14 protein-coding genes and 2 pseudogenes are annotated in these 18,936 nt (G+C 56.5%); all 16 read left to right on the top strand.

Translation table 11 applies throughout. From position 1 onward, the window contains the following. Positions 1 to 13: 13 nt before the first annotated feature. The 16 genes and pseudogenes from ACVCAM_RS08605 (at position 14) to ACVCAM_RS08530 (ending at position 18,890) form a co-directional block, all read left to right on the top strand. Positions 14 to 1,012 carry a hypothetical protein gene (locus ACVCAM_RS08605; RefSeq protein ID WP_008502636.1) on the top strand — a complete coding sequence of 333 codons (999 nt, stop codon included), beginning with the start codon at positions 14 to 16 and terminating at the stop codon, positions 1,010 to 1,012. A gap of 9 nt (positions 1,013 to 1,021) precedes the next feature. Then, positions 1,022 to 1,834, top strand: coding sequence for a type VI secretion system accessory protein TagJ (locus ACVCAM_RS08600; RefSeq protein ID WP_025913117.1), 813 nt, complete (start codon positions 1,022 to 1,024; stop codon positions 1,832 to 1,834). Continuing rightward, positions 1,827 to 2,390, top strand: a complete 564-nt coding sequence (tssE, locus tag ACVCAM_RS08595) for a type VI secretion system baseplate subunit TssE (protein ID WP_008502634.1) — start codon at positions 1,827 to 1,829, stop codon at positions 2,388 to 2,390. Before ACVCAM_RS08600 ends, tssE begins: the two co-directional genes overlap by 8 nt. Positions 2,391 to 2,392: 2 nt before the next feature. Further along, entirely contained in the window at positions 2,393 to 4,264 is a 1,872-nt protein-coding gene (gene tssF / locus ACVCAM_RS08590) for a type VI secretion system baseplate subunit TssF (RefSeq protein ID WP_023344384.1), read from the top strand. Continuing rightward, on the top strand, positions 4,261 to 5,304 hold the full coding sequence (gene tssG, locus ACVCAM_RS08585; protein ID WP_025913116.1) for a type VI secretion system baseplate subunit TssG: 1,044 nt from the start codon (positions 4,261 to 4,263) through the stop codon (positions 5,302 to 5,304). The genes tssF and tssG overlap by 4 nt, the downstream gene beginning before the upstream one ends. Before the next feature lie 38 nt (positions 5,305 to 5,342). Next, the gene (gene tssH / locus ACVCAM_RS08580; RefSeq protein WP_447093570.1) at positions 5,343 to 7,958 is read left to right on the top strand and encodes a type VI secretion system ATPase TssH; all 2,616 of its coding nucleotides are present in this window, start codon (positions 5,343 to 5,345) and stop codon (positions 7,956 to 7,958) included. 24 nt (positions 7,959 to 7,982) lie between these two features. After that, positions 7,983 to 9,401, top strand: coding sequence for a serine/threonine protein kinase (locus ACVCAM_RS08575; protein WP_025913114.1), 1,419 nt, complete (start codon positions 7,983 to 7,985; stop codon positions 9,399 to 9,401). A 231-nt stretch (positions 9,402 to 9,632) separates the two neighbouring features. Then, positions 9,633 to 10,043 (top strand): hypothetical protein, encoded by a 411-nt coding sequence (locus tag ACVCAM_RS08570; RefSeq protein ID WP_223825724.1) that lies wholly within the window; start codon positions 9,633 to 9,635, stop codon positions 10,041 to 10,043. 65 nt (positions 10,044 to 10,108) lie between these two features. Then, entirely contained in the window at positions 10,109 to 12,037 is a 1,929-nt protein-coding gene (locus ACVCAM_RS08565) for a type VI secretion system Vgr family protein (RefSeq protein WP_348581201.1), read from the top strand. 11 nt (positions 12,038 to 12,048) lie between these two features. Further along, positions 12,049 to 12,843: a DcrB-related protein gene (locus ACVCAM_RS08560; RefSeq protein WP_008503526.1), complete on the top strand. Its 795-nt coding sequence runs from the start codon at positions 12,049 to 12,051 to the stop codon at positions 12,841 to 12,843. Between the two features lie 2 nt (positions 12,844 to 12,845). Further along, positions 12,846 to 14,108: a polymorphic toxin type 46 domain-containing protein gene (locus ACVCAM_RS08555; protein WP_025913143.1), complete on the top strand. Its 1,263-nt coding sequence runs from the start codon at positions 12,846 to 12,848 to the stop codon at positions 14,106 to 14,108. Beyond that, a complete protein-coding gene (locus tag ACVCAM_RS08550; RefSeq protein WP_008503524.1) occupies positions 14,101 to 14,481 on the top strand; it encodes an immunity protein Tsi6 family protein in 381 nt (126 codons plus the stop codon). Before ACVCAM_RS08555 ends, ACVCAM_RS08550 begins: the two co-directional genes overlap by 8 nt. A 36-nt stretch (positions 14,482 to 14,517) precedes the next feature. Further along, positions 14,518 to 15,626, top strand: a pseudogene (gene tri1 / locus ACVCAM_RS08545) (ADP-ribosylarginine hydrolase Tri1). Positions 15,627 to 15,981: 355 nt separating this feature from the next. Beyond that, positions 15,982 to 16,419: a hypothetical protein gene (locus ACVCAM_RS08540; RefSeq protein WP_447093569.1), complete on the top strand. Its 438-nt coding sequence runs from the start codon at positions 15,982 to 15,984 to the stop codon at positions 16,417 to 16,419. Between the two features lie 59 nt (positions 16,420 to 16,478). After that, a pseudogene (locus ACVCAM_RS08535) lies at positions 16,479 to 18,400 on the top strand (type VI secretion system Vgr family protein). After that, complete coding sequence (locus ACVCAM_RS08530) at positions 18,393 to 18,890, top strand: hypothetical protein (protein ID WP_253270965.1); 498 nt, start codon at positions 18,393 to 18,395, stop codon at positions 18,888 to 18,890. The pseudogene ACVCAM_RS08535 and the gene ACVCAM_RS08530 overlap by 8 nt, the downstream one beginning before the upstream one ends. The last annotated feature ends 46 nt before the right edge of the window (positions 18,891 to 18,936 follow it).

The following is an 18,936-nucleotide window of genomic DNA, read 5'->3' as shown; positions in this document are numbered from 1 at the left end:
CACAAGGAACGATATGAAACTTTGGCTATCGGGTTTGGCACTTCTGGCGGCGACCTCTACCGCGCAGGCTGAAAATTTCCGCATCGTGCAGTCTCCTGCGCAGAAGCTGGATATCTGGATCGACAACATCAAAGACAACACGCCGCAGAGCTGGTGTAAGCCTGAGGTGGCGCTGCGCATTGTGGCGAACGGCAAGAAAGACGTCTCCGTGTTGGAGAACTTTGTGCCGCGTCTTGGCGCGCTGCTGGAACACCAGTGCAGTAAAGTCAATAAACTCAGCTGGACGCTCAACGATCCGGCGGGTACCACGCTGGCGCAGGGCACGGCAGGCAAAGCGCAGGACTGGGCGCTGGTGGTGAAACAGGAGCAGGCCGCGCCTGCTGCGACCGTCACCGCCACCCCAGCCAGCGGCGCGTTACTGCCGCCCGATCAGAACGTGGCTTCCCGTACCGTTGCCGCCGACCGTACGCCGTGGCAGGAGTTTACCCTGCAGGACGGCTGCCACCTGCGCACCTTCTGGGAAGGGGGCGCCTCTGCACCGGCGCTCTTCATTCCGGATTCTGACACCACCCGCTGCGGGAATGGCAGCTGGCTGAGCGGACACACCGTTGTGTCGCAGTCCCGCAACGGCGGGCAGAAAGAGATGGCGGTAACGTACATTCATGGCTTCCCGGTCACCGGGCTGAATCAGAGCGCCGACCCGGAAAACGCGCTGATCACCTCCGTCAACAAAGAGCGCATGGTATTCAGCACCCCAAACAGCGACCAGAGCTGGATGATCCTGCCTTACGACAGCACCCTGAACAGCTGGAAGAGCAACGGCACCGTCGCGGTGGAGATCTCCCGTGAAACCGCCAGCGACGATGCAAAGCTGCAGGCGCGTATCGCCGCGGTGAAAAAAACCTGGAGCGCCTGGGTGGCACCCGGCACCCCGCTGAATATCGTGCTGATTGACACCCTGCGTCCTCAGCTGCGCGATCCGGCCGTTGGCGCATGGCGCGCGGCAAATTAAGGAATGGCGATGAATACGCTCTATCAACACCTGGCGGGTGAGTCGCTCAACGACGCGCTCGCGCGTCTGGAAGCAGAAATCAAAGCTCGTCCGGCGGATGCCGACCTCCGCGCCGCGTTCGTGCAGTTCTTAACCCTTAGCGGCAACTGGACGCGTGCCCTGACCCAGCTGAAAAGCTGGCTGGCGCTGAAGCCGCAGGCGAAACCCACCGTCACGCTGCTGGAGCAGTCCATTCAGGGCGAGCTGCAGCGCGCGCAGGTGATGGCGGGACAGGCGCGTCCGGCGATGCCTGAAACCCAGTGGCCGTGGCTAACCACCCTTGCGGCGGCGCTGAGCGAGGAGGGCGAGCGCGCGCAGGCGCTGCGTCTGGAAGCCCTTGAGCAGGCGCAGGCCACCCCCGGCCAGATTACCCTCGAAAACGAGGAGACGCAGGTCTTTGACTGGCTGATGGACGGCGATGCCCGTCTCGGCCCGGTGTGCGAAACCATCGTCAACGGGCGCTATTTCTGGCTGCCGTTTAACGCTATCGCGGAGATCCGTTTCCAGGCGCCTGCCAGCGTGACCGACCTGGTCTGGCGTCACGCGCTGGTGCGCCTGACGGACGGGACGGAGCAGGTGTGCCAGATCCCGGCGCGTTACCCGTTTGCGGCCGATGCCTCTGACGCGGTTAAACTGGGGCGCACCACCGACTGGCACCCGCTCGATACTGACGGCACGCTGTATGAAGGCCAGGGCCAGAAGGCCTGGCTGAGCGAGCAAAGCGAAAGCCCGCTGCTGTCGTTAAGCCTCGTGACGTTTGCGACGGATGGAGCCGATGAGTAATCCCGCTGGCGAAGGCGATCTGCTGCGCAGCGGCTGGCAAGCCCGCAGCAGGCAGGAGAAGGTGGGGGCGCGCGACAAAATGCAGCCCTCGCTGCTCGATCGCCTCACTGATAACGACCCGGAAAAAAAGCGTGAGTCGGCCAACAGCAATCTGATCACCCACGCCGCCCTGCGCCGCAATGTGCTGCGCGATTTGCAGTGGCTGTTTAATACCATCAACCACGATGCCTCCGGCGATTTAAGCGCGCTACCGCACGTGAGCCGCTCGGTGGTTAACTTCGGCGTCGCGCCCCTGGCCGGGAAAAGAATGTCGGACATCGAATGGCACGACATTCAGCGCAAGCTCACCGAGGCCATCATCAATTTTGAACCACGCATTTTGCCGCAGGGGCTGCAGGTCCGCTGCGTGTCGGATACCTCCTCGCTGGATCTGCACAACGTGCTCTCCATCGAGATCAAAGGGCGTTTATGGTGCGTGCCGTACCCGCTGGAGTTTCTGTTTCGCACCGATGTCGATCTGGAAAACGGCCATTTTGAACTGAAAGATGCGGGGTAATCATGGAAAGTAAACTGCTCGAATACTACAACCGTGAGCTGGCCTACCTGCGCGAAATGGGGGCCGAGTTTGCCGAACGCTACCCGAAAGTCGCCGGACGGCTGGGCATGCGCGGCATCGACGTGGCGGACCCGTATACCGAACGTCTGATGGAAGGGTTCGCCTTCCTGACCTCCCGCGTGCAGATGAAAATGGACGCGGAGTTTCCGCGCTTCTCCCAGCGTCTGCTGGAGATGATTGCGCCGAACTATCTTGCGCCCACGCCGTCGATGGCGATTGCGGAGATTCTGCCCGACAGCAGCCGGGGCGACCTGAGCAAGGGCTTCATCGTGCCGCGCGGTACCATGATGGACAGCCTGGCGCTGAAAAAAACCGGCGTGACCTGCAGCTATACCACGGCGCACGAGGTCAACCTGCTGCCGCTGAAAATCGACAAGGTTGAGCTGGGCGGAGTCCCTGCCGATTTGCCGCTCGCACAGCTGGGTCTGAGCCAGCGGGGGATCGGCAGCGCCCTGCGGATCCGCATCGCCTGCGACGGCCCGCAACATCTCGGGCACCTGGATTTCGACCGTCTTGAGTTTTTCCTCGCCGGTCCGGATATCGAGGCGCTGAAGCTGCTGGAGCTGGTGATGGAGCACCACGCCGGGATCGTCTGTCAGACGGTCAGCCCGCAGCCGCAGCGACAGCTGCTGGCGACGGACGCGCTGCGCCAGGAGGGATTTGAGCCTGACCAGGCGCTGCTGCCGGACGATCTGCGCAACTTTGACGGCTATCGCCTGCTGCAGGAGTATTTCGCGTTTCCGGCCCGTTTCCGCTTCATTAGCCTCAGCGGCCTGAGCACGCTGATCCAGCGCTGTGAAGAAGAAAAAGCCTTCGACATCTTCATCCTGCTGGATAAGTCGGATGAACAGCTGGAGCGCGTGGTCGATGCCAGCCATCTGGCGCTGCACTGCACCCCGGTCATCAACCTTTTCCCGAAAGTTGCGGCGCGGCAGAAGCTAAATGACGGTCAGCATGAATACCATCTGGTGGTCGATAACATCCGTCCGCTGGATTATGAAATCTACGCGGTAAAAAAAATCTATGGCAGCGCGGACGGCCAGCGTGATGACCAGACGTTTCGTCCGTTCTGGAGCACCTGGAGCGGCGATGCGGGCAACTACGGGGCCTATTTTTCCCTGCGACGCGAGCAGCGCGTGCTGTCCGAGCACGCGCTGCGCTACGGCACCCGTACCGGCTATATCGGCTCGGAGGTCTTCGTCTCGCTGGTGGATGAACAGCACGCGCCGTGGCAGGAAAATCTGCGCTATATCTCTGCGGAGGTGCTCTGCACCAGCCGTGACCTGCCGCTGATGCTGCAGCAGGAGCTCGGGGAGTTCATTATGGCTGACTCCATGCCGGTGAAATCCCTCACCCTGCGTAAAGGGCCGACGCCGCCGCGTCCGGCGCTGGCAGAAGGGTTCAGCACCTGGCGGCTTATCAGCCAGCTGCAGATGAACTACCTCAGCCTGATGGACAGTGACAATGAGGAGGGGGCGGCCGCGCTGCGTCAGCTGTTAGGACTGTACGCCAACCTGGCCGAAACGCCTGTGGCGCGTCAGGTGGAGGGCGTTCGCCACTGCGTGCTGGAGCCGGTTCACCGCCGCGTGCCTGAACCCGGCCCGGTGGTGTTCGCCCGCGGGATCGGCATTACCCTGACGGTGGATGAGCGAGCCTTTTCGGGGGCCAGTCCGTGGCTCTTTGGCAGCGTGATGGAGCGCCTCTTTGCCCGCCTGGTCTCCATCAACAGCTTTACCGAGTTCACCCTGAAGAGTCAGCAGCGCGGCGAGATTGGCTACTGGGCGCCGCGCATGGGTAAAAGGGCGCTGATATGAGTGACGCCGCCACTGCACCGCTGCGCGTGCATCGCCTGACGAAGCTGCCGGACGCGTTCTGGCACGGCGTCCGCGAGACGCCCTGGCGCTACGATCTGTTTCAGTTGTTAAGGCGCATTGATGCCCAGGGCGGCGAGCGCTACCCGCTGGGCCGCGCGCCGCTGCCAAAATTTGAACCGCTGCGCATCGGCCAGCAGCCGTCGATGAGTTTTGCTCCGTCGACGCTGGCCAGGGTGCGTCAGCGGGAAGAGAGCGGGCTGCATGAGGTGTCTATCCTCAGCTTCGGCCTGTTTGGCCCGAACGGCCCGCTGCCTGTCCACATGACCGAGTACGCCCGCGAGCGTATTTATCATCATCAGGACACCAGCCTGAGCGCGTTTGCCGATCTGTTCCACCATCGTCTGGCGCTGCTGTTTTACCGCGCCTGGGCGGATGCGCAGCCCACCGTCTCGCTGGACCGCGCCGATAACAAGCGCTTTGAGGGCTATCTGGCGTCGCTGATTGGGATGGGCCAGCCGGGTCAGATGGACAACGGCAGCCTGAGCGCGCACGCGCGCTTTACCCACGCCGGGCACCTGACCCGTCATGGGCGGGATCCGGAGGGGCTGGAGAAGATCCTGCGCAGCTATTTTAAGGCGCCGGTCAAACTGGTCAGCAACGTGCCGCAGTGGATGCCGCTCTCCACGCGCGAGCAAGCGCAGCTGGGAGCAGGACGCCGCATGCCGCGCATGGGTGAATCCGCCTTTCTCGGCGTCGCCGTCCGCGACGTGCAGCATAAGTTTCGCATCGAGATTGGCCCGCTGAGCGCGGAGGAGTACAACCGCTTTCTGCCGGGTGAAGCGTGGGTCACCGAGCTGCGCGACTGGGTGCGTCAGTACGCCGGCGTGGAGTTTGAATGGGAAACGCGGGTGATCCTGCGCGCAGACGCGGTGCAGGGCGCCACGCTCGGCAGCAATGGGCGATTAGGCTATAACACCTGGCTGGGCCTTCAGCCGCAGCCTGTCCCGCGCGGCGATCTGGTGTATCGCGCAGAGCGGTAATCCTTCCGTATACCGAATCATTGTTAATGGAAACTAACATGTCAGAAATTAGCCGTGCCGTGCTTTTCGGCAAACTGGATACGCTGTTATTTACCTCTCTGGAAAGCGCCACTGCGTTCTGCAAGCTGCGCGGCAACCCCTATGTTGAGCTGGTGCACTGGCTGCATCAGCTGATGCAGCAGCAGGATGGCGATCTGCAGCAGGTCATCCGCCACTTTGCCCTCGACGAGCAGCAGCTGACGCGCGATATCGTTGCCGCGCTGGATGTGCTTCCGCGCGGGGCGAGTTCCGTTTCCGATCTCTCCGAGCATATCGACAGCGCCGTGGAGCGCGCCTGGGTCTTCGGCTCGCTGAAGTTTGGCGTCAGCCGCATTCGCGGCGGCCATTTGCTGATCGGCATACTCAAAACCTGGAACCTGGCCAACGTGCTGAAAAGCATTTCGGCGCAGTTCACCCGCCTTAACGTCGAGGTATTGATTGAGCAGTTCGATACCATCTGCGCCAACAGCAAAGAGACGCAGCAGGCCGCTGCCGCTGTCGACGCACCGGCGGGTGCAGGACCGGCTGCTCAGGGGACGCTGGCCCAGTACGGTCAGGACCTGACCGCCCGCGCCCGGGAAGGGAAGATTGACCCGGTCGTCGGGCGCGACGAGGAGATCCGCCAGATGGTCGATATCCTGATGCGCCGTCGTCAGAACAACCCGCTGCTGACCGGGGAAGCCGGAGTCGGGAAAACGGCGGTGGTGGAAGGGCTGGCGCTGCGTATCGCCGACGGCGACGTGCCGGAGCCGCTGCAGAACATTCAGCTGTGGCTGCTGGATATCGGTATGCTGCAGGCCGGTGCAGGCATGAAAGGCGAGTTTGAAGCCCGTCTGCAGGCGCTCATTAACGAAGTCCAGTCCAGCCCCACGCCGATCATTTTGTTTATCGATGAGATCCACACCCTGATTGGCGCAGGCGGCCAGCAGGGGACCGGCGATGCGGCGAACCTGCTGAAGCCAGCCCTGGCGCGCGGCCAGCTGCGCACCATCGGCGCCACCACCTGGGCAGAATACAAAAAGTACATTGAGAAAGACCCGGCGCTGACCCGTCGTTTCCAGACGGTGCAGGTTCACGAGCCGGACGAAGCGAAAGCCATTCTGATGCTGCGCAGCACCGTGTCGCCGCTGGAGACGCACCACCAGGTGTTGCTGCTCGACGAAGCGGTCAGCGCGGCGGTGAAGCTGTCCCACCGCTACATCCCGGCGCGTCAGCTGCCGGACAAAGCCGTTGCGCTGCTCGACACCGCCTGCGCCCGCGTCGCGGTGAGCCAGAGCGCGCCGCCTGCGCAGCTGGAAGACTGCCTGCGCCACCTTGCTGCGCTTGACGTGGAAATTGAGATCGCAGAACGCGAAGCGCGCGTGGGGGCGGGTGACGCCGAGCGCGTCACGGCATTACGCGCAGAACGCGACGCGTATGAGACAAAACGCGAAGCCCTGGCCCGGCGCTGGGAAGAAGAGCGCAGCCTGGTGCAGGAGATTATCCGCCTGCGCGCCGCGCTGTTCGCGGCGGGCGAAGAAGATACCGCCGAGCTGCGCGGCCAGCTGGCGGAGCAGCAGCAGGCGCTGAACGCCTTACAGGGAGACGAGCCGCTGCTGTTTGCCGCGGTGGATGAAAACGTGGTCGCCGCGGTCGTCTCTGACTGGACCGGGATCCCGCTGGGCCGGATGGTGAAAAACGAGATCGACGCGGTACTCAACCTTGCCGACACGCTGAACCAGCGCGTTATCGGCCAGCGTCACGGTCTGGACCTGATTGCCCGCCGCGTGAAAACCTCCCGGGCGAAGCTGGACGACCCGAACAAGCCGGTGGGCGTCTTTATGCTGTGCGGTCCGTCCGGCGTCGGTAAAACCGAAACCGCGCTGGCGCTCGCCGAATCTCTGTACGGCGGCGAGCAGAACGTCATCACCATCAACATGAGCGAGTTCCAGGAAGCGCACACCGTCTCCACCTTAAAAGGTGCGCCTCCGGGGTACGTAGGGTATGGTGAAGGCGGGGTATTAACCGAGGCCGTCCGCCGCCGTCCATACAGCGTCGTGCTGCTGGACGAAATTGAGAAAGCGCACCCGGACGTCCACGAGATCTTCTTCCAGGTCTTCGACAAAGGCTGGATGGAAGACGGCGAGGGGCGCCACATTGATTTCCGCAACACCATTATTATTCTGACCTCCAACGTCGGCACCGAGCTGATTAGCGCCATGTGCGCCGATCCGGACCTCATGCCGGAGCCTGAGGCCTTAAGCGGCGCGCTGCGCCAGCCGCTGCTGGAGGTGTTCCCACCGGCGCTGCTGGGTCGCCTGCTGGTGGTGCCTTACTACCCGCTCAGCGACGAGATGCTGGGGCAGATTGTTCGCCTGCAGCTCAAGCGCATTCAGCGTCGTCTGGAGGAGAATCACAGCATTATTTCTGAGTTTGACGACAGCGTGGTGGAACAGATTGTTCAGCGCTGCACCGAGGTGGAGTCCGGCGGCCGCATGGTGGATGCTATTCTGACCAACACCCTGCTGCCTCAGATGAGCCAGATCTTACTTACCGCCAGCCGCAGCGACGAACAGTACCGACGTCTGCACGTCACCTGCGAGCAGGGCGAGTTTCACTGTCAGTTTGCCGCGTAATAATCATCAAGAGAACTGTAAAAGATGACGGATAATGATAACAATCGGACTGTCCCAAACGCGCTCCCGGTCGGGTACCGCTTCAACGAGTTTGAAATCAAAGAGGTGATCGGCGGCGGCGGTTTTGGCATTGTCTATCGCGCGTGGGATCACCAGCTCGAACGCACTATCGCTATCAAAGAATTTATGCCTTCCTCGCTCGCCGTACGCGGCGACGACATGACCCTGGTGCTGCGCAGCGAGCGCTTTGGCAAAGCGTTCTCCGCGGGCCTGAACAGCTTTATCCAGGAAGCCCGTCTGCTGGCGCGCTTTAACCACCCGAACCTGCTGCACGTCCTGCGTTTCTGGGTGCAAAACGACACGGCCTACATGGGGACGCTGTTTTACAGCGGCACCACGCTTTCGCGCCTGCGCGAGGAAAAGCCGGAGCTGATCAACGAAGCCTGGATCCGCCGCACGCTGCCGATGCTGTTCGGTGCGATCAAGACCATCCACGACGAAGGCTACCTGCACCGCGACATCTCTCTGGATAACATCCAGATCCAGGATAACGGCCTGCCGGTGCTGCTCGATTTCGGCTCCGCGCGCCGCACCATCGGTAACCTTTCCGACGAAACGGAAACCATGCTGCGCCCGGGCTTTGCGCCGATTGAGCAGTACACCGACGACAACGAAAGCGAGCAGGGCCCGTGGACGGACATTTACGCCCTCGGCGCCGTGCTGCGTACCCTAATTGTGGGTTCTCCGCCCCCGGTCAGCGTGGTGCGCTCGATTCAGGATACCTGCAAACCGCTGGTGGAAATCATGCCGCAGGGCTATTCCATTCCGCTGCTGCAGGCCATTGACCGCGCGCTGGCGCTGCACATGGAGGACCGTCCACAGTCCATCGATGAGTTCGCCGCGCTGATAGAGATGCCGGTCGCCGGGATTAACGACGTGCTGACGGCGAAAAAGCCCGGCACCATGCTGGTACCGGTGGAGGAAGAACAGCCGGCGTCGCTGCTCGACTGGCGTCGCTACAGGATCCCAGGCATGGTTGCCGCAGGCGTGCTGGTCGGCGTTGTCGCTGGCGCGATGCTGTTTAGCGGCGGCAAAGATGCGCCAGAGCAGGCTGCGCAGGCACCGGCAGAGACGCGTCCAACCGAAACCGCCGCGAACGCCCCAGACGTGAAGCCAGAAACGGTGAAGGTGAGCGAACCGGCGACGGCACAGCAGACGCCACCGCCTGCCGCGAGTCCTGTTGCGTTGGTCTATATCCGCATCCTCGACGGCGAAACGCTGAAAGTGAACGGCGAGCCAAAAGCGCTGCGCCCGGGAACCAACGGCTATGCATCGCTCAAGCTGCCGGCTGGTGAGGCGAAGATTGAACTGCAGGGCAACGGAAGAACGCGTGGCCAGACGCTGGATATTACCAAGCCGGGCACCTGGCTGGTGAATCCGTAGGAATATAAACAGGGGAGACTATGGAAGTGTACGATCTTTGAAGTCTTAGGCTTCATTCAAAGGAGTACGAGAAGATTGTCTCTCCTGTTTGTGCGTTTTGAATTTATTCCTAACCCGGAGGGTTGAGTTGAAGCCAATATGTGCTCCCCCATTTTTTTAAATAACAATAACGGGCGTACACAAAACAAGCTCGCTCATTTAAATAGCCATCTATGGTATTTCTGGGGAAGTATGGATCTTCTCGCAATATTGCTTTATTGCGTGAATTCAGTTCGCCAGCACAGAATTCCATTCATTTCTGACGCAAAAGCGTTTAGTGATTCGTTGCATTATTATGCAGGTGATGGTTTCAGCATTTTGGTCATGCTTTTTTTTGTGCTTGACTTACTTTTATTACTCTCTTTGTGTACTTCGGCCTGTTTATTCTTCAAGCGAAAGATCGGAGCGGTTAAACTTGCACTCGCTCAGGAATTATTTCGCTTGATTTCATTCAGATGTTCGGTCTCATTGTTCCCTCTTTTAGTAAGTATGTTTGATTTTTCAAACATCTGGTTGAATGTAGGTTTATTTGTCACATCAGAGTCACTGAAAATCTACTCTCTTGTTTTTTGGATGATCAAGAGGGAAAAGCCCCTTTCTTGAATGACGCTTTATCACAGATGCAGAACCTCTTATCTGCATCGCATAAGCTAGATGGAATAAAGATTATGCTCAACCGAATTACCGTTCAGCTCCCGGTGGAGGGGCTTCTGTTCTGGAAACTGACGGGCCGAGAGGCGATGTCCGAGTCGTTCGCGCTGACGCTGACCGTGCTCGGCACGGACGCACGCATTGACCGCAGTAAGCTGCTGGGCCAGCCGGTCACGGTGACCATCCCGACGCAGAATCTGCTGACGTCCCGCTATATTAACGGCAAGATTACCCGCGTGGCGGTCAGCGCCGTTGAGCTGACGGGCACCCGCTATGCGGTGTACCAGCTGACGGTGGAGCCGGACCTGTGGCCAATGAAGCGCGACCGTAACCTGCGTATCTTCCAGGGCCAGACGGTGCCGCAGATTGTGAAAACCCTGCTGGGTGAGCATCAGGTCAACGTTGAGGACAAACTCACCGGCAGCTACCGGGTGTGGGACTACTGCGTGCAGTATCAGGAGTCGAGCCTGGACTTCATCAGCCGTCTGATGGAGCTGGAGGGGATTGCGTATCACTTCCGCCATGAGGCGGACAAGCACACTCTGGTGCTCACCGACGCCGCCACGCAGTACCAGCCGTTCAGCGGCTATGAGGTCATTCCTTACCACCAGACGCCGTCAGGCGGCAGTACGGACGAAGAGGGCATCAGCCAGTGGGCGCTGGAGGACAGCGTGACGCCGGGGATTTACAGCCTCGACGACTATGACTTCCGCAAGCCGAACGCGTGGCTGTTCCAGGCCCAGCAGAACCCGGCGTCGCCGACGCCGGGCAGCATTGACGTGTACGACTGGCCGGGTCGCTTTGTCGACAAAGGGCACGGGGAGTTCTATGCCCGCATTCGTCAGGAGCGCTGGCAGGTTGAGCATCAGCAGATTCAGGCCACCGCCACGGCGGCGGGGATTGCGCCGGGGCACACCTTCACGTTAACCAACGCGCCGTTCTTCAGCGACAACGGTGAGTATCTGGTCACGGCGGCGGGTTACCACCTCGAAGAGAACCGCTACGCCAGCGGCGAGGGTGAAACTATTCACCGGACCGATTTCACGGTCATTCCGTCGGCGGTGGTCTACCGTCCGGCGCAGACCACGGCGTGGCCGCGCACCTACGGCCCGCAGACCGCGAAGGTGGTGGGCCCGAACGGCGAGAGTATCTGGACGGACAAATACGGCCGCGTGAAGGTGAAGTTCCACTGGGACCGCCTGGCGAAGGGCGATGACACCAGCTCCTGCTGGGTGCGCGTGTCGAGCGCGTGGGCGGGCCAGGGCTACGGCGGGGTGCAGATCCCGCGCGTGGGCGATGAGGTGGTGGTGGACTTTATCAACGGCGACCCGGACCGTCCGATCATTACCGGTCGGGTGTACAACGACGCGAGCATGCCGCCGTGGGCGCTGCCGGCTGCGGCGACGCAGATGGGCTTTATGAGCCGCACGAAAGACGGTTCCGTGGACAATGCCAATGCCCTGCGGTTTGAGGATAAAGCGGGCGCAGAACAGGTATGGATCCAGGCCGAGCGCAATCTGGATATTAACGTCAAAAACGACGAAACACATTCTACTGAAAAAAATCGAACCCAGTTTGTTGGCGAAGATGAAACCTTACGGGTAGCGAAAAATCAGAAATCAGGGATTAAAGGCGATGTGGTATGCCTGACGGGGAACAGTCGAAACGATAAAGTCGTTAATAATTTTATACTTTCCGCAGGAAATACGCTGAGACTGGAATGTGGTGAAAGCGCCATCGAGCTATCAAAAGACGGCAGCGTCCATATCATTGGTAATAACTTTAACTTTACTGCGAAACAGAATGCGCAAATTAATACGCTTTCTGGCGAATTACATTTGAACCCTGATGATGGACAAAATGTCATCGATCCGCCTGGCGCATCCCTTCAGGGTGAAATCCAGCAGGAAGTGGATAGTTTTTTTGTTATTAATGGCAATAAGTAAGAGTAACCCGAATGGCTGAATATATTCTTCAGGAAGCATCCCTTGCCTTACCCGATGTATTTAAAGACAGAACCATGAATTTATTTACCCTGAGTGATAACGGAGCCAGCGAGTTTACTTTTGTTGTTTCTCGTGCGAGTGCTAAAAACGAAGATAAAGTCCATGATGCGGCAACTCGTTTGGTACGTGAACTGGAAATTACGGTGCCCGACTTTCGTCTCGAATCCTCGCAGATGACCTCTGTTGATGGTCTCCCGGCGGTTGAGCTTTTTTATCAATTCAAAAATGATAATGCGATCATTTTCCAGAGGCAGACCGTTATTTTGCTCGGTGACCATCCTGGCGGCCAAAAGATGGTGTGTTATATCGGTACTTGCCCGGGCGAGTTTAGCGATTATTATCATAATCAATATCAGGAAATTATCCGCAGTATTAAGTTCCACAAACCGGCTCAGACTGAAACTAGAGAAATGCTCGCTGCCGACAGCCAGGGGCCATTTTTTGCGCTTGATAGTGAGAGTAAGGAATTGAGTGTCTTTGAAAACATTCAGGAACTGTATGGACATCTTTCGCTTCAGCGGGCGAAAGAGGGGCAATATTTGCTTTTTGAAAAACAGGGTAAACCACTCAGTATTGCACCCGTTCCGGGGAGCCAACCCCTTCGTTACGCGCTGTGGACGACTTTCGCAGACAAATCACATCACCTACTTTCACAGCTTTCCGTATGCCGCCAGGTGTCTGGTTCTGACCCGCTTGATACAGCCGACCGGATCCGTAAGTATCTGATGGCACAGCGAGCCGAATAGCCATGTCCGAATGTCAGGCTGCTCGCGTAGATGATGAGATTGCACATACAGCCTCAAAAGGCTGGATGATTGCAGGATTGGTGGGCGGGGCCATTCTGGGCGCAGCTGCCGTTGTCGTCACCGGAGGGACCGCGCTGGTTGCTGTTTCTGCCGTTGCGGCTGGGGCATGCGCTGCGGGTGGGTTGGGTGAGCTCCTCGGCAGTATGTCATGGGCTCCACGCCATACTGCCGGTACGCTAAAAGAAGGTTCACCCAATGTTTTTATCAACAGCCGAAAGGCGATCCGCGCTCACCTGTCAGCCGGAGAGTGTGATGAGCACAGCGGTAGCCTGCAACGGGTTGCGGAAGGTTCGATAAAAGTTTACATCAACAACTTTCCCGCCTCTCGCACAGGCGATAAATTGACATGCAGCGCTGAGATTAGTCAGGGATCGCGTAATGTTATTATCGGTGGAAGCAAAGTTCAGACCGATGAAATAAGTCCTGAAATCCCGGAATGGGTGAACTGGACGATGCTCGCCGTTGGTGCCGGAGCCATGGCGGTGCTGGCCAGTCCGGCAATCGCACTTCTGAGTACCCTCGGTGCGATGGGCGGTGGGACAGTCGGTAGTTATGCGGGGGGAATGCTGTTTGGCGAAGGTAGTGACGGTCAGAAATGGGGGATGCTGATCGGCTCGGTTATTGGCGGCGGGGCTGGCATGAAAGGCGGGGCAAGGTTTGATGCGTGGCGGGCTGGTAAGCCTGTTCTCGAACCGGTTAAGCCAAATATTTCGGCCCGAAGAGCTGAACTTAATGAAAAATTTGGACGCACGGGCGATCTTAATAGAGATATTAATATCCGTGCAAATCAAAAAATTGTTGATGATTTTATGCGTTCTCAGGGTGTTGAAGAAAGTAAAATACCAGCTTATCGCAGCGGTATAGATCTTGAACAGAGAGTGACAATTGAAACAATCAATAAAGGCAAAATAGCTTATCAGAATCAATCCCCAGGGAATTGGCAAGGAAACTGGTATTCTCTTGACGAATCGACCCCTGCCACAAAACTAGGCATTAACCCAGAGGGACAGGTCAGGGATACGGGGTTAATTGTTCCTAAAGAAGTAAAAGCTTATCAAGCGCAACAAAAAGTTGAGATGCTTCGAAGTAGTGCCACACCAGCCTTGGACACCTGGTCTGTACCAGACAAACCTTTCCAGACAGAAGGCGGTGGGATACAATGGTTTACCACTAAGCGTGATATTTGGACTCCATATAATGAATAACATGACAGCTCTAAATTATGTTGAAAAAGCATTAACTTTAGCAGAAAAGAGATATGCTGAGGTAAAACATCTCAACCCCCACTCCCCACTTTTACAAATGTACGATTCTATTGTACAACAATTAATATTTCTACGGGATTTAATCGAAGGCAAGGAAAAGGATAAAGCAAAATTATGGAAAATGACTTTCGGTATGTATGCAGCAAAGGAGTTTGATAATTCTGATGAGTTGTTTTTTGAAAGGTTGTCGGATGCCTGGTTTATTGTGGATCAAATCCGCCGAGGGTTAAAGGTTAGACTGCCGCATGAGGTTGATGCCAATTACAAAATGAAACAACATAATCTTAAAATGAAATATCCTGGTGAATTTTAGGGTTTGATATTAAAAATATTTTATTATGGGTGAATGGTGATAGACTTACATGCTAATTTGAATGTATTGTTAAAATATGTAGATATATATAGTAAGTACTTACCTGTTAGCAGTCTTTCAGTCCAGCAGAAGATGCAGTATAAATATAATGATAAACTATTAGAATCATCTTTTGATTGCGATGCACAAAAACAATGGGACTTAACACCATAATGTAACATCTCACTCGCGGAATCACGGGATCGTGCTGTCGGTGCGCTTATAGGTCTTGCTGTTGGAGATGCTGTAGGTACGACGCTCGAATTTTTACCTCGTGACAAAGCACATGTCAAAGATATGATAGGTGGTGGGCCATTTCGACTCCGCGCAGGTGAATGGACGGATGATACATCCATGGCATTATGTCTTGCGGAAACGCTTCTTGAGAAAGGTGATGCTGATACTATATGCTTCAGGAATAAGCTTCTGGCATGGTATCAGCATGGTTATAACAGTTCTAATGGCGTCTGTTTTGATATAGGTAATACAACGCGATTTGCTTTAGAGCAATATTTAACAATTGGCCCAGGATGGAGCGGCAATACTGCGGCAGAAACTGCAGGTAATGCTTCCATTATCAGACAAGCCCCTGTCTCTATTTTTTTAGAAAGTCATTAAGCAAAGCGTTTTATGAAGCTAAAAAACAGAGTATCGCAACACACGGTGCCGCGGAAGCAATAAATAGCACACAGTATTTAAGTTATTTGCTTGTGCATATGATTAACGGTAGCAATAAAGATTTTGTTTTTTCTCCGCACGTTATGCCGCTTCAGCCACGCGTAATGATTATCAACGCGGGTGAATATAAGCAAAAAACTCGCAATCAGATTCGTTCAAGTGGTTATGTTATAGATACGCTTGAGGCCGCGATGTGGTCGGTATGGAATACGGATAATTTCCGCGATGCAATTCTACTGGCCGCCAATCTTGCCGATGACGCTGACAGCGTTGCGGCGACGGCGGGACAAATAGCTGGAGCATTATATGGTTATTCCGGTATTCCGCAGGAGTGGAAAAACAAACTCGTGCAGCACGAACGTATCGCCAAAATGGCAGGTGAACTGTTCGATAGAGCTCCAGAGGATAATTTCTTATTATTATATTAGTCATATGGCACGGGTATTGTACCGTGCCTCTTTCTTTGTCTGTCCCTAATGGTTTGTTAGTTAAAAGCGTCCCGGCGTGTCAAAAATTGGACAATACAGATTCTTCGAGAAGAGAACATGTGGTGACCATGGTTTGTGGATAAATAAAATTATATTGAGTTGGGTTGAATTAATGGCATCACTGATATAGTCAATCAGCGGTTTGGGCCAATATTACGCCTGATACCAAAATCTCTCGCCGCGTTAAGCTGTATCTTGTTGTTTTATGGTATTTGGTTTGGAAAAGGAGTGTGGTGCGAAGTGAGATGACGACACGACAATGCCTGGAGAACAACATGTATAAATGTGGCACGTTATGATTCAATGGCTTTTCTTTATTCTCTTTATGATTTGGACACTAGCGCTTATCTGGAATGGAAAAGACTTATTCAGTAAAAAACAATGGTTCCTTGCTGGGTTGATGTTCATTCTGGTGCTAGTGGCTACGGTTGTTATTGGCTTTACGTTGAAATGGCTCGCTCAGTCAATGTCATTATTCTCCGTCGCAACGGCGAAACACTATTCGATTATCTTTTCCATGTCTTTCCTGTGCGTATGGGGACTAAAAGTTACCGTTGTGCTGCTCTGCACGATATTTTCCGGGATTACAGGAGGGCACAAAAAATACAATGCTGAAAATTATGAAGCAATATCGTCTATAACACGCGTCGTTGCGCCTTGCTTACTTATCGTTGCTAAAAGCGTACTTTCCCTGGGGAGCGTCCTTATGTTTTCAGGTTTATGGCTTAAATAAGCACGATTTAAAAAATATCTCAATGAACACCGAGATTAGTCCATAGTGGAATAAAGATTATGCTCAACCGAATTACCGTTCAGCTCCCGGTGGAGGGGCTTCTGTTCTGGAAACTGACGGGCCGCGAGGCGATGTCCGAGTCGTTCGCGCTGACGCTGACCGTGCTCGGCACGGACGCGCGCATTGACCGCAGTAAGCTGCTGGGCCAGCCGGTCACGGTGACCATCCCGACGCAGAGCCTGCTGACGCCCCGCTATATTAACGGCAAGATTACCCGCGTGGCGGTCAGCGCCGTTGAGCTGACGGGCACCCGCTATGCGGTGTACCAGCTGACGGTGGGCCGGACCTGTGGCCGATGAAGCGCGACCGTAACCTGCGTATCTTCCAGGGGCAGACGGTGCCGCAGATTGTGAAAACCCTGCTGGGCGAGCATCAGGTCAACGTTGAGGACAAACTCACCGGCAGCTACCGGGTGTGGGACTACTGCGTGCAGTATCAGGAGTCGAGCCTGGACTTCGTCAGCCGCCTGATGGAGCTGGAGGGGATTGCCTATCACTTCCGCCATGAGGCGGACAAGCACACCCTGGTGCTCACCGACGCCGCCACGCAGTACCAGCCGTTCAGCGGCTATGAGGTCATTCCTTACCATCAGACGCCGTCCGGCGGCAGTACGGATGAAGAGGGCATCAGCCAGTGGGCGCTGGAGGACAGCGTGACGCCGGGGATTTACAGCCTCGACGACTATGACTTCCGCAAGCCGAACGCGTGGCTGTTCCAGGCCCAGCAGAACCCGGCGTCGCCGAAGCCAGGCAGCATCGACGTGTACGACTGGCCGGGTCGCTTTGTGGACAAGGGGCACGGGGAGTTCTATGCCCGCATTCGTCAGGAGCGCTGGCAGGTTGAGCATCAGCAGATTCAGGCCACCGCCACGGCGGCGGGGATTGCGCCCGGGCACACCTTCACCTTAACCAACGCGCCGTTCTTCAGCGACAACGGAGAGTATCTGGTCACTGCCGCGGGTTACCACCTCGAAGAGAACCGCTATGCCAGCGGCGAGGGGGAGACCATTCACCGGACCGATTTCACGGTCATTCCTGCGTCGGTGGCCTACCGTCCGGCGCAGAGCACGGCGTGGCCGCGCACCTACGGCCCGCAGACGGCGAAAGTGGTGGGGCCGAAGGGCGAGAGTATCTGGACGGACAAATACGGCCGGGTGAAGGTGAAGTTCCACTGGGACCGTCTGGCGAAGGGCGATGACACCAGCTCCTGCTGGGTGCGCGTGTCGAGCGCGTGGGCGGGCCAGGGCTACGGCGGGGTGCAGATCCCGCGCGTGGGCGATGAGGTGGTGGTGGACTTTATCAACGGCGACCCGGACCGTCCGATCATTACCGGTCGCGTGTACAACGACGCGAGCATGCCGCCGTGGGCGCTGCCGGCTGCGGCGACGCAGATGGGCTTTATGAGCCGCACAAAAGACGGTTCCGTGGACAATGCCAACGCCCTGCGGTTTGAGGATAAAGCGGGTGCAGAGCAGGTGTGGATCCAGGCCGAGCGTAACATGGACACCAGCGTTAAAAATGATGAAACGCACAGCGTCGGCGGAGCGCGCAGCCATTACGTGAAGAAAAACGAACTGCATCGCGTGGAAGCGAATCAGACCCAGGCCGTGAAAGGTGGCACCGAGATCCTGACGGGGAAAGGTAAGCTGGATGCGGCGGTGGAGCAGTATGTTATCGCTTCCGGGACGAAGCTGCGGTTGGTCTCTGGTGAGAGCGCCATTGAACTCAACGCGAACGGCAAGATTAACCTGATCGGCAAAGAGTTTAACTTCTTTGTCGAGGGGGATGGGTATATCACTACGGGCGGTAAGCTGCATCTGAACACGTCGGGAACCAAGCCGGGCACGACGGCGCCGGGATCGGGGCATAAAGGGGATATTGATGCGGCGGTGCAGGCGAAATTTACGCCAAAAGATGAGTAAGGCCGGTGCGGTACTTATCGCATTATTAACGACGGGAATGGCTGAAGGAGACGCTCAGAAAAAGGATCTTTGGATGTTCATTTCCGGGATGAGTGCATCGCTTAAGACGTTATCCGTTACAACCCTTAGTAATGCGCCGTTATCGTTTAAGATGACCAGGCAAAATGAATATATCAATTTCTACAATGCCGACGATATCAAACTCGCTGATGGGACGAACATAACCGCAATTGAGTTACGTTTAAGCAAAGATAACGACGGCATGGCGCCTTTACTGAATTTTTCACCCTCCTCAGGTCAATGCATAACGCTTGATACCGTTAAAAAGCGCTATCCGCAGTTGAGGTTAACTGATTATCCGCGCGGCCGTTCGGAGAACGAAGTGACCAGCTATATAGCCCGAAAAGATATGAATGGACAAAAGGTGAGCTTCAGTTTCACCGTGAAAAATCCTCACTGTCTGGGTTCAGTCGTCATTAGCGCAGACTAAGAAATACTGCACTCATGTCCTGGCGGTTTCTTCTGGATGATAATAG

The organism is Enterobacter sp. CFEC122, from assembly GCF_052983755.1.
Note: the sequence above shows the minus strand (reverse complement) of the source record. Positions and strands in the feature narration are given on the sequence as shown.

What these genes read in the sequence shown, in the direction of transcription:
- ACVCAM_RS08605 (WP_008502636.1), top strand. Translation starts at nt 14, where the DNA reads ATGAAACTTTGGCTATCGGGTTTGGCACTTCTGGCGGCGACCTCTACC.
- ACVCAM_RS08600 (WP_025913117.1), top strand. Translation starts at nt 1,022, where the DNA reads ATGAATACGCTCTATCAACACCTGGCGGGTGAGTCGCTCAACGACGCG.
- tssE (WP_008502634.1), top strand. Translation starts at nt 1,827, where the DNA reads ATGAGTAATCCCGCTGGCGAAGGCGATCTGCTGCGCAGCGGCTGGCAA.
- tssF (WP_023344384.1), top strand. Translation starts at nt 2,393, where the DNA reads ATGGAAAGTAAACTGCTCGAATACTACAACCGTGAGCTGGCCTACCTG.
- tssG (WP_025913116.1), top strand. Translation starts at nt 4,261, where the DNA reads ATGAGTGACGCCGCCACTGCACCGCTGCGCGTGCATCGCCTGACGAAG.
- tssH (WP_447093570.1), top strand. Translation starts at nt 5,343, where the DNA reads ATGTCAGAAATTAGCCGTGCCGTGCTTTTCGGCAAACTGGATACGCTG.
- ACVCAM_RS08575 (WP_025913114.1), top strand. Translation starts at nt 7,983, where the DNA reads ATGACGGATAATGATAACAATCGGACTGTCCCAAACGCGCTCCCGGTC.
- ACVCAM_RS08570 (WP_223825724.1), top strand. Translation starts at nt 9,633, where the DNA reads ATGGATCTTCTCGCAATATTGCTTTATTGCGTGAATTCAGTTCGCCAG.
- ACVCAM_RS08565 (WP_348581201.1), top strand. Translation starts at nt 10,109, where the DNA reads ATGCTCAACCGAATTACCGTTCAGCTCCCGGTGGAGGGGCTTCTGTTC.
- ACVCAM_RS08560 (WP_008503526.1), top strand. Translation starts at nt 12,049, where the DNA reads ATGGCTGAATATATTCTTCAGGAAGCATCCCTTGCCTTACCCGATGTA.
- ACVCAM_RS08555 (WP_025913143.1), top strand. Translation starts at nt 12,846, where the DNA reads ATGTCCGAATGTCAGGCTGCTCGCGTAGATGATGAGATTGCACATACA.
- ACVCAM_RS08550 (WP_008503524.1), top strand. Translation starts at nt 14,101, where the DNA reads ATGAATAACATGACAGCTCTAAATTATGTTGAAAAAGCATTAACTTTA.
- ACVCAM_RS08540 (WP_447093569.1), top strand. Translation starts at nt 15,982, where the DNA reads ATGATTCAATGGCTTTTCTTTATTCTCTTTATGATTTGGACACTAGCG.
- ACVCAM_RS08530 (WP_253270965.1), top strand. Translation starts at nt 18,393, where the DNA reads ATGAGTAAGGCCGGTGCGGTACTTATCGCATTATTAACGACGGGAATG.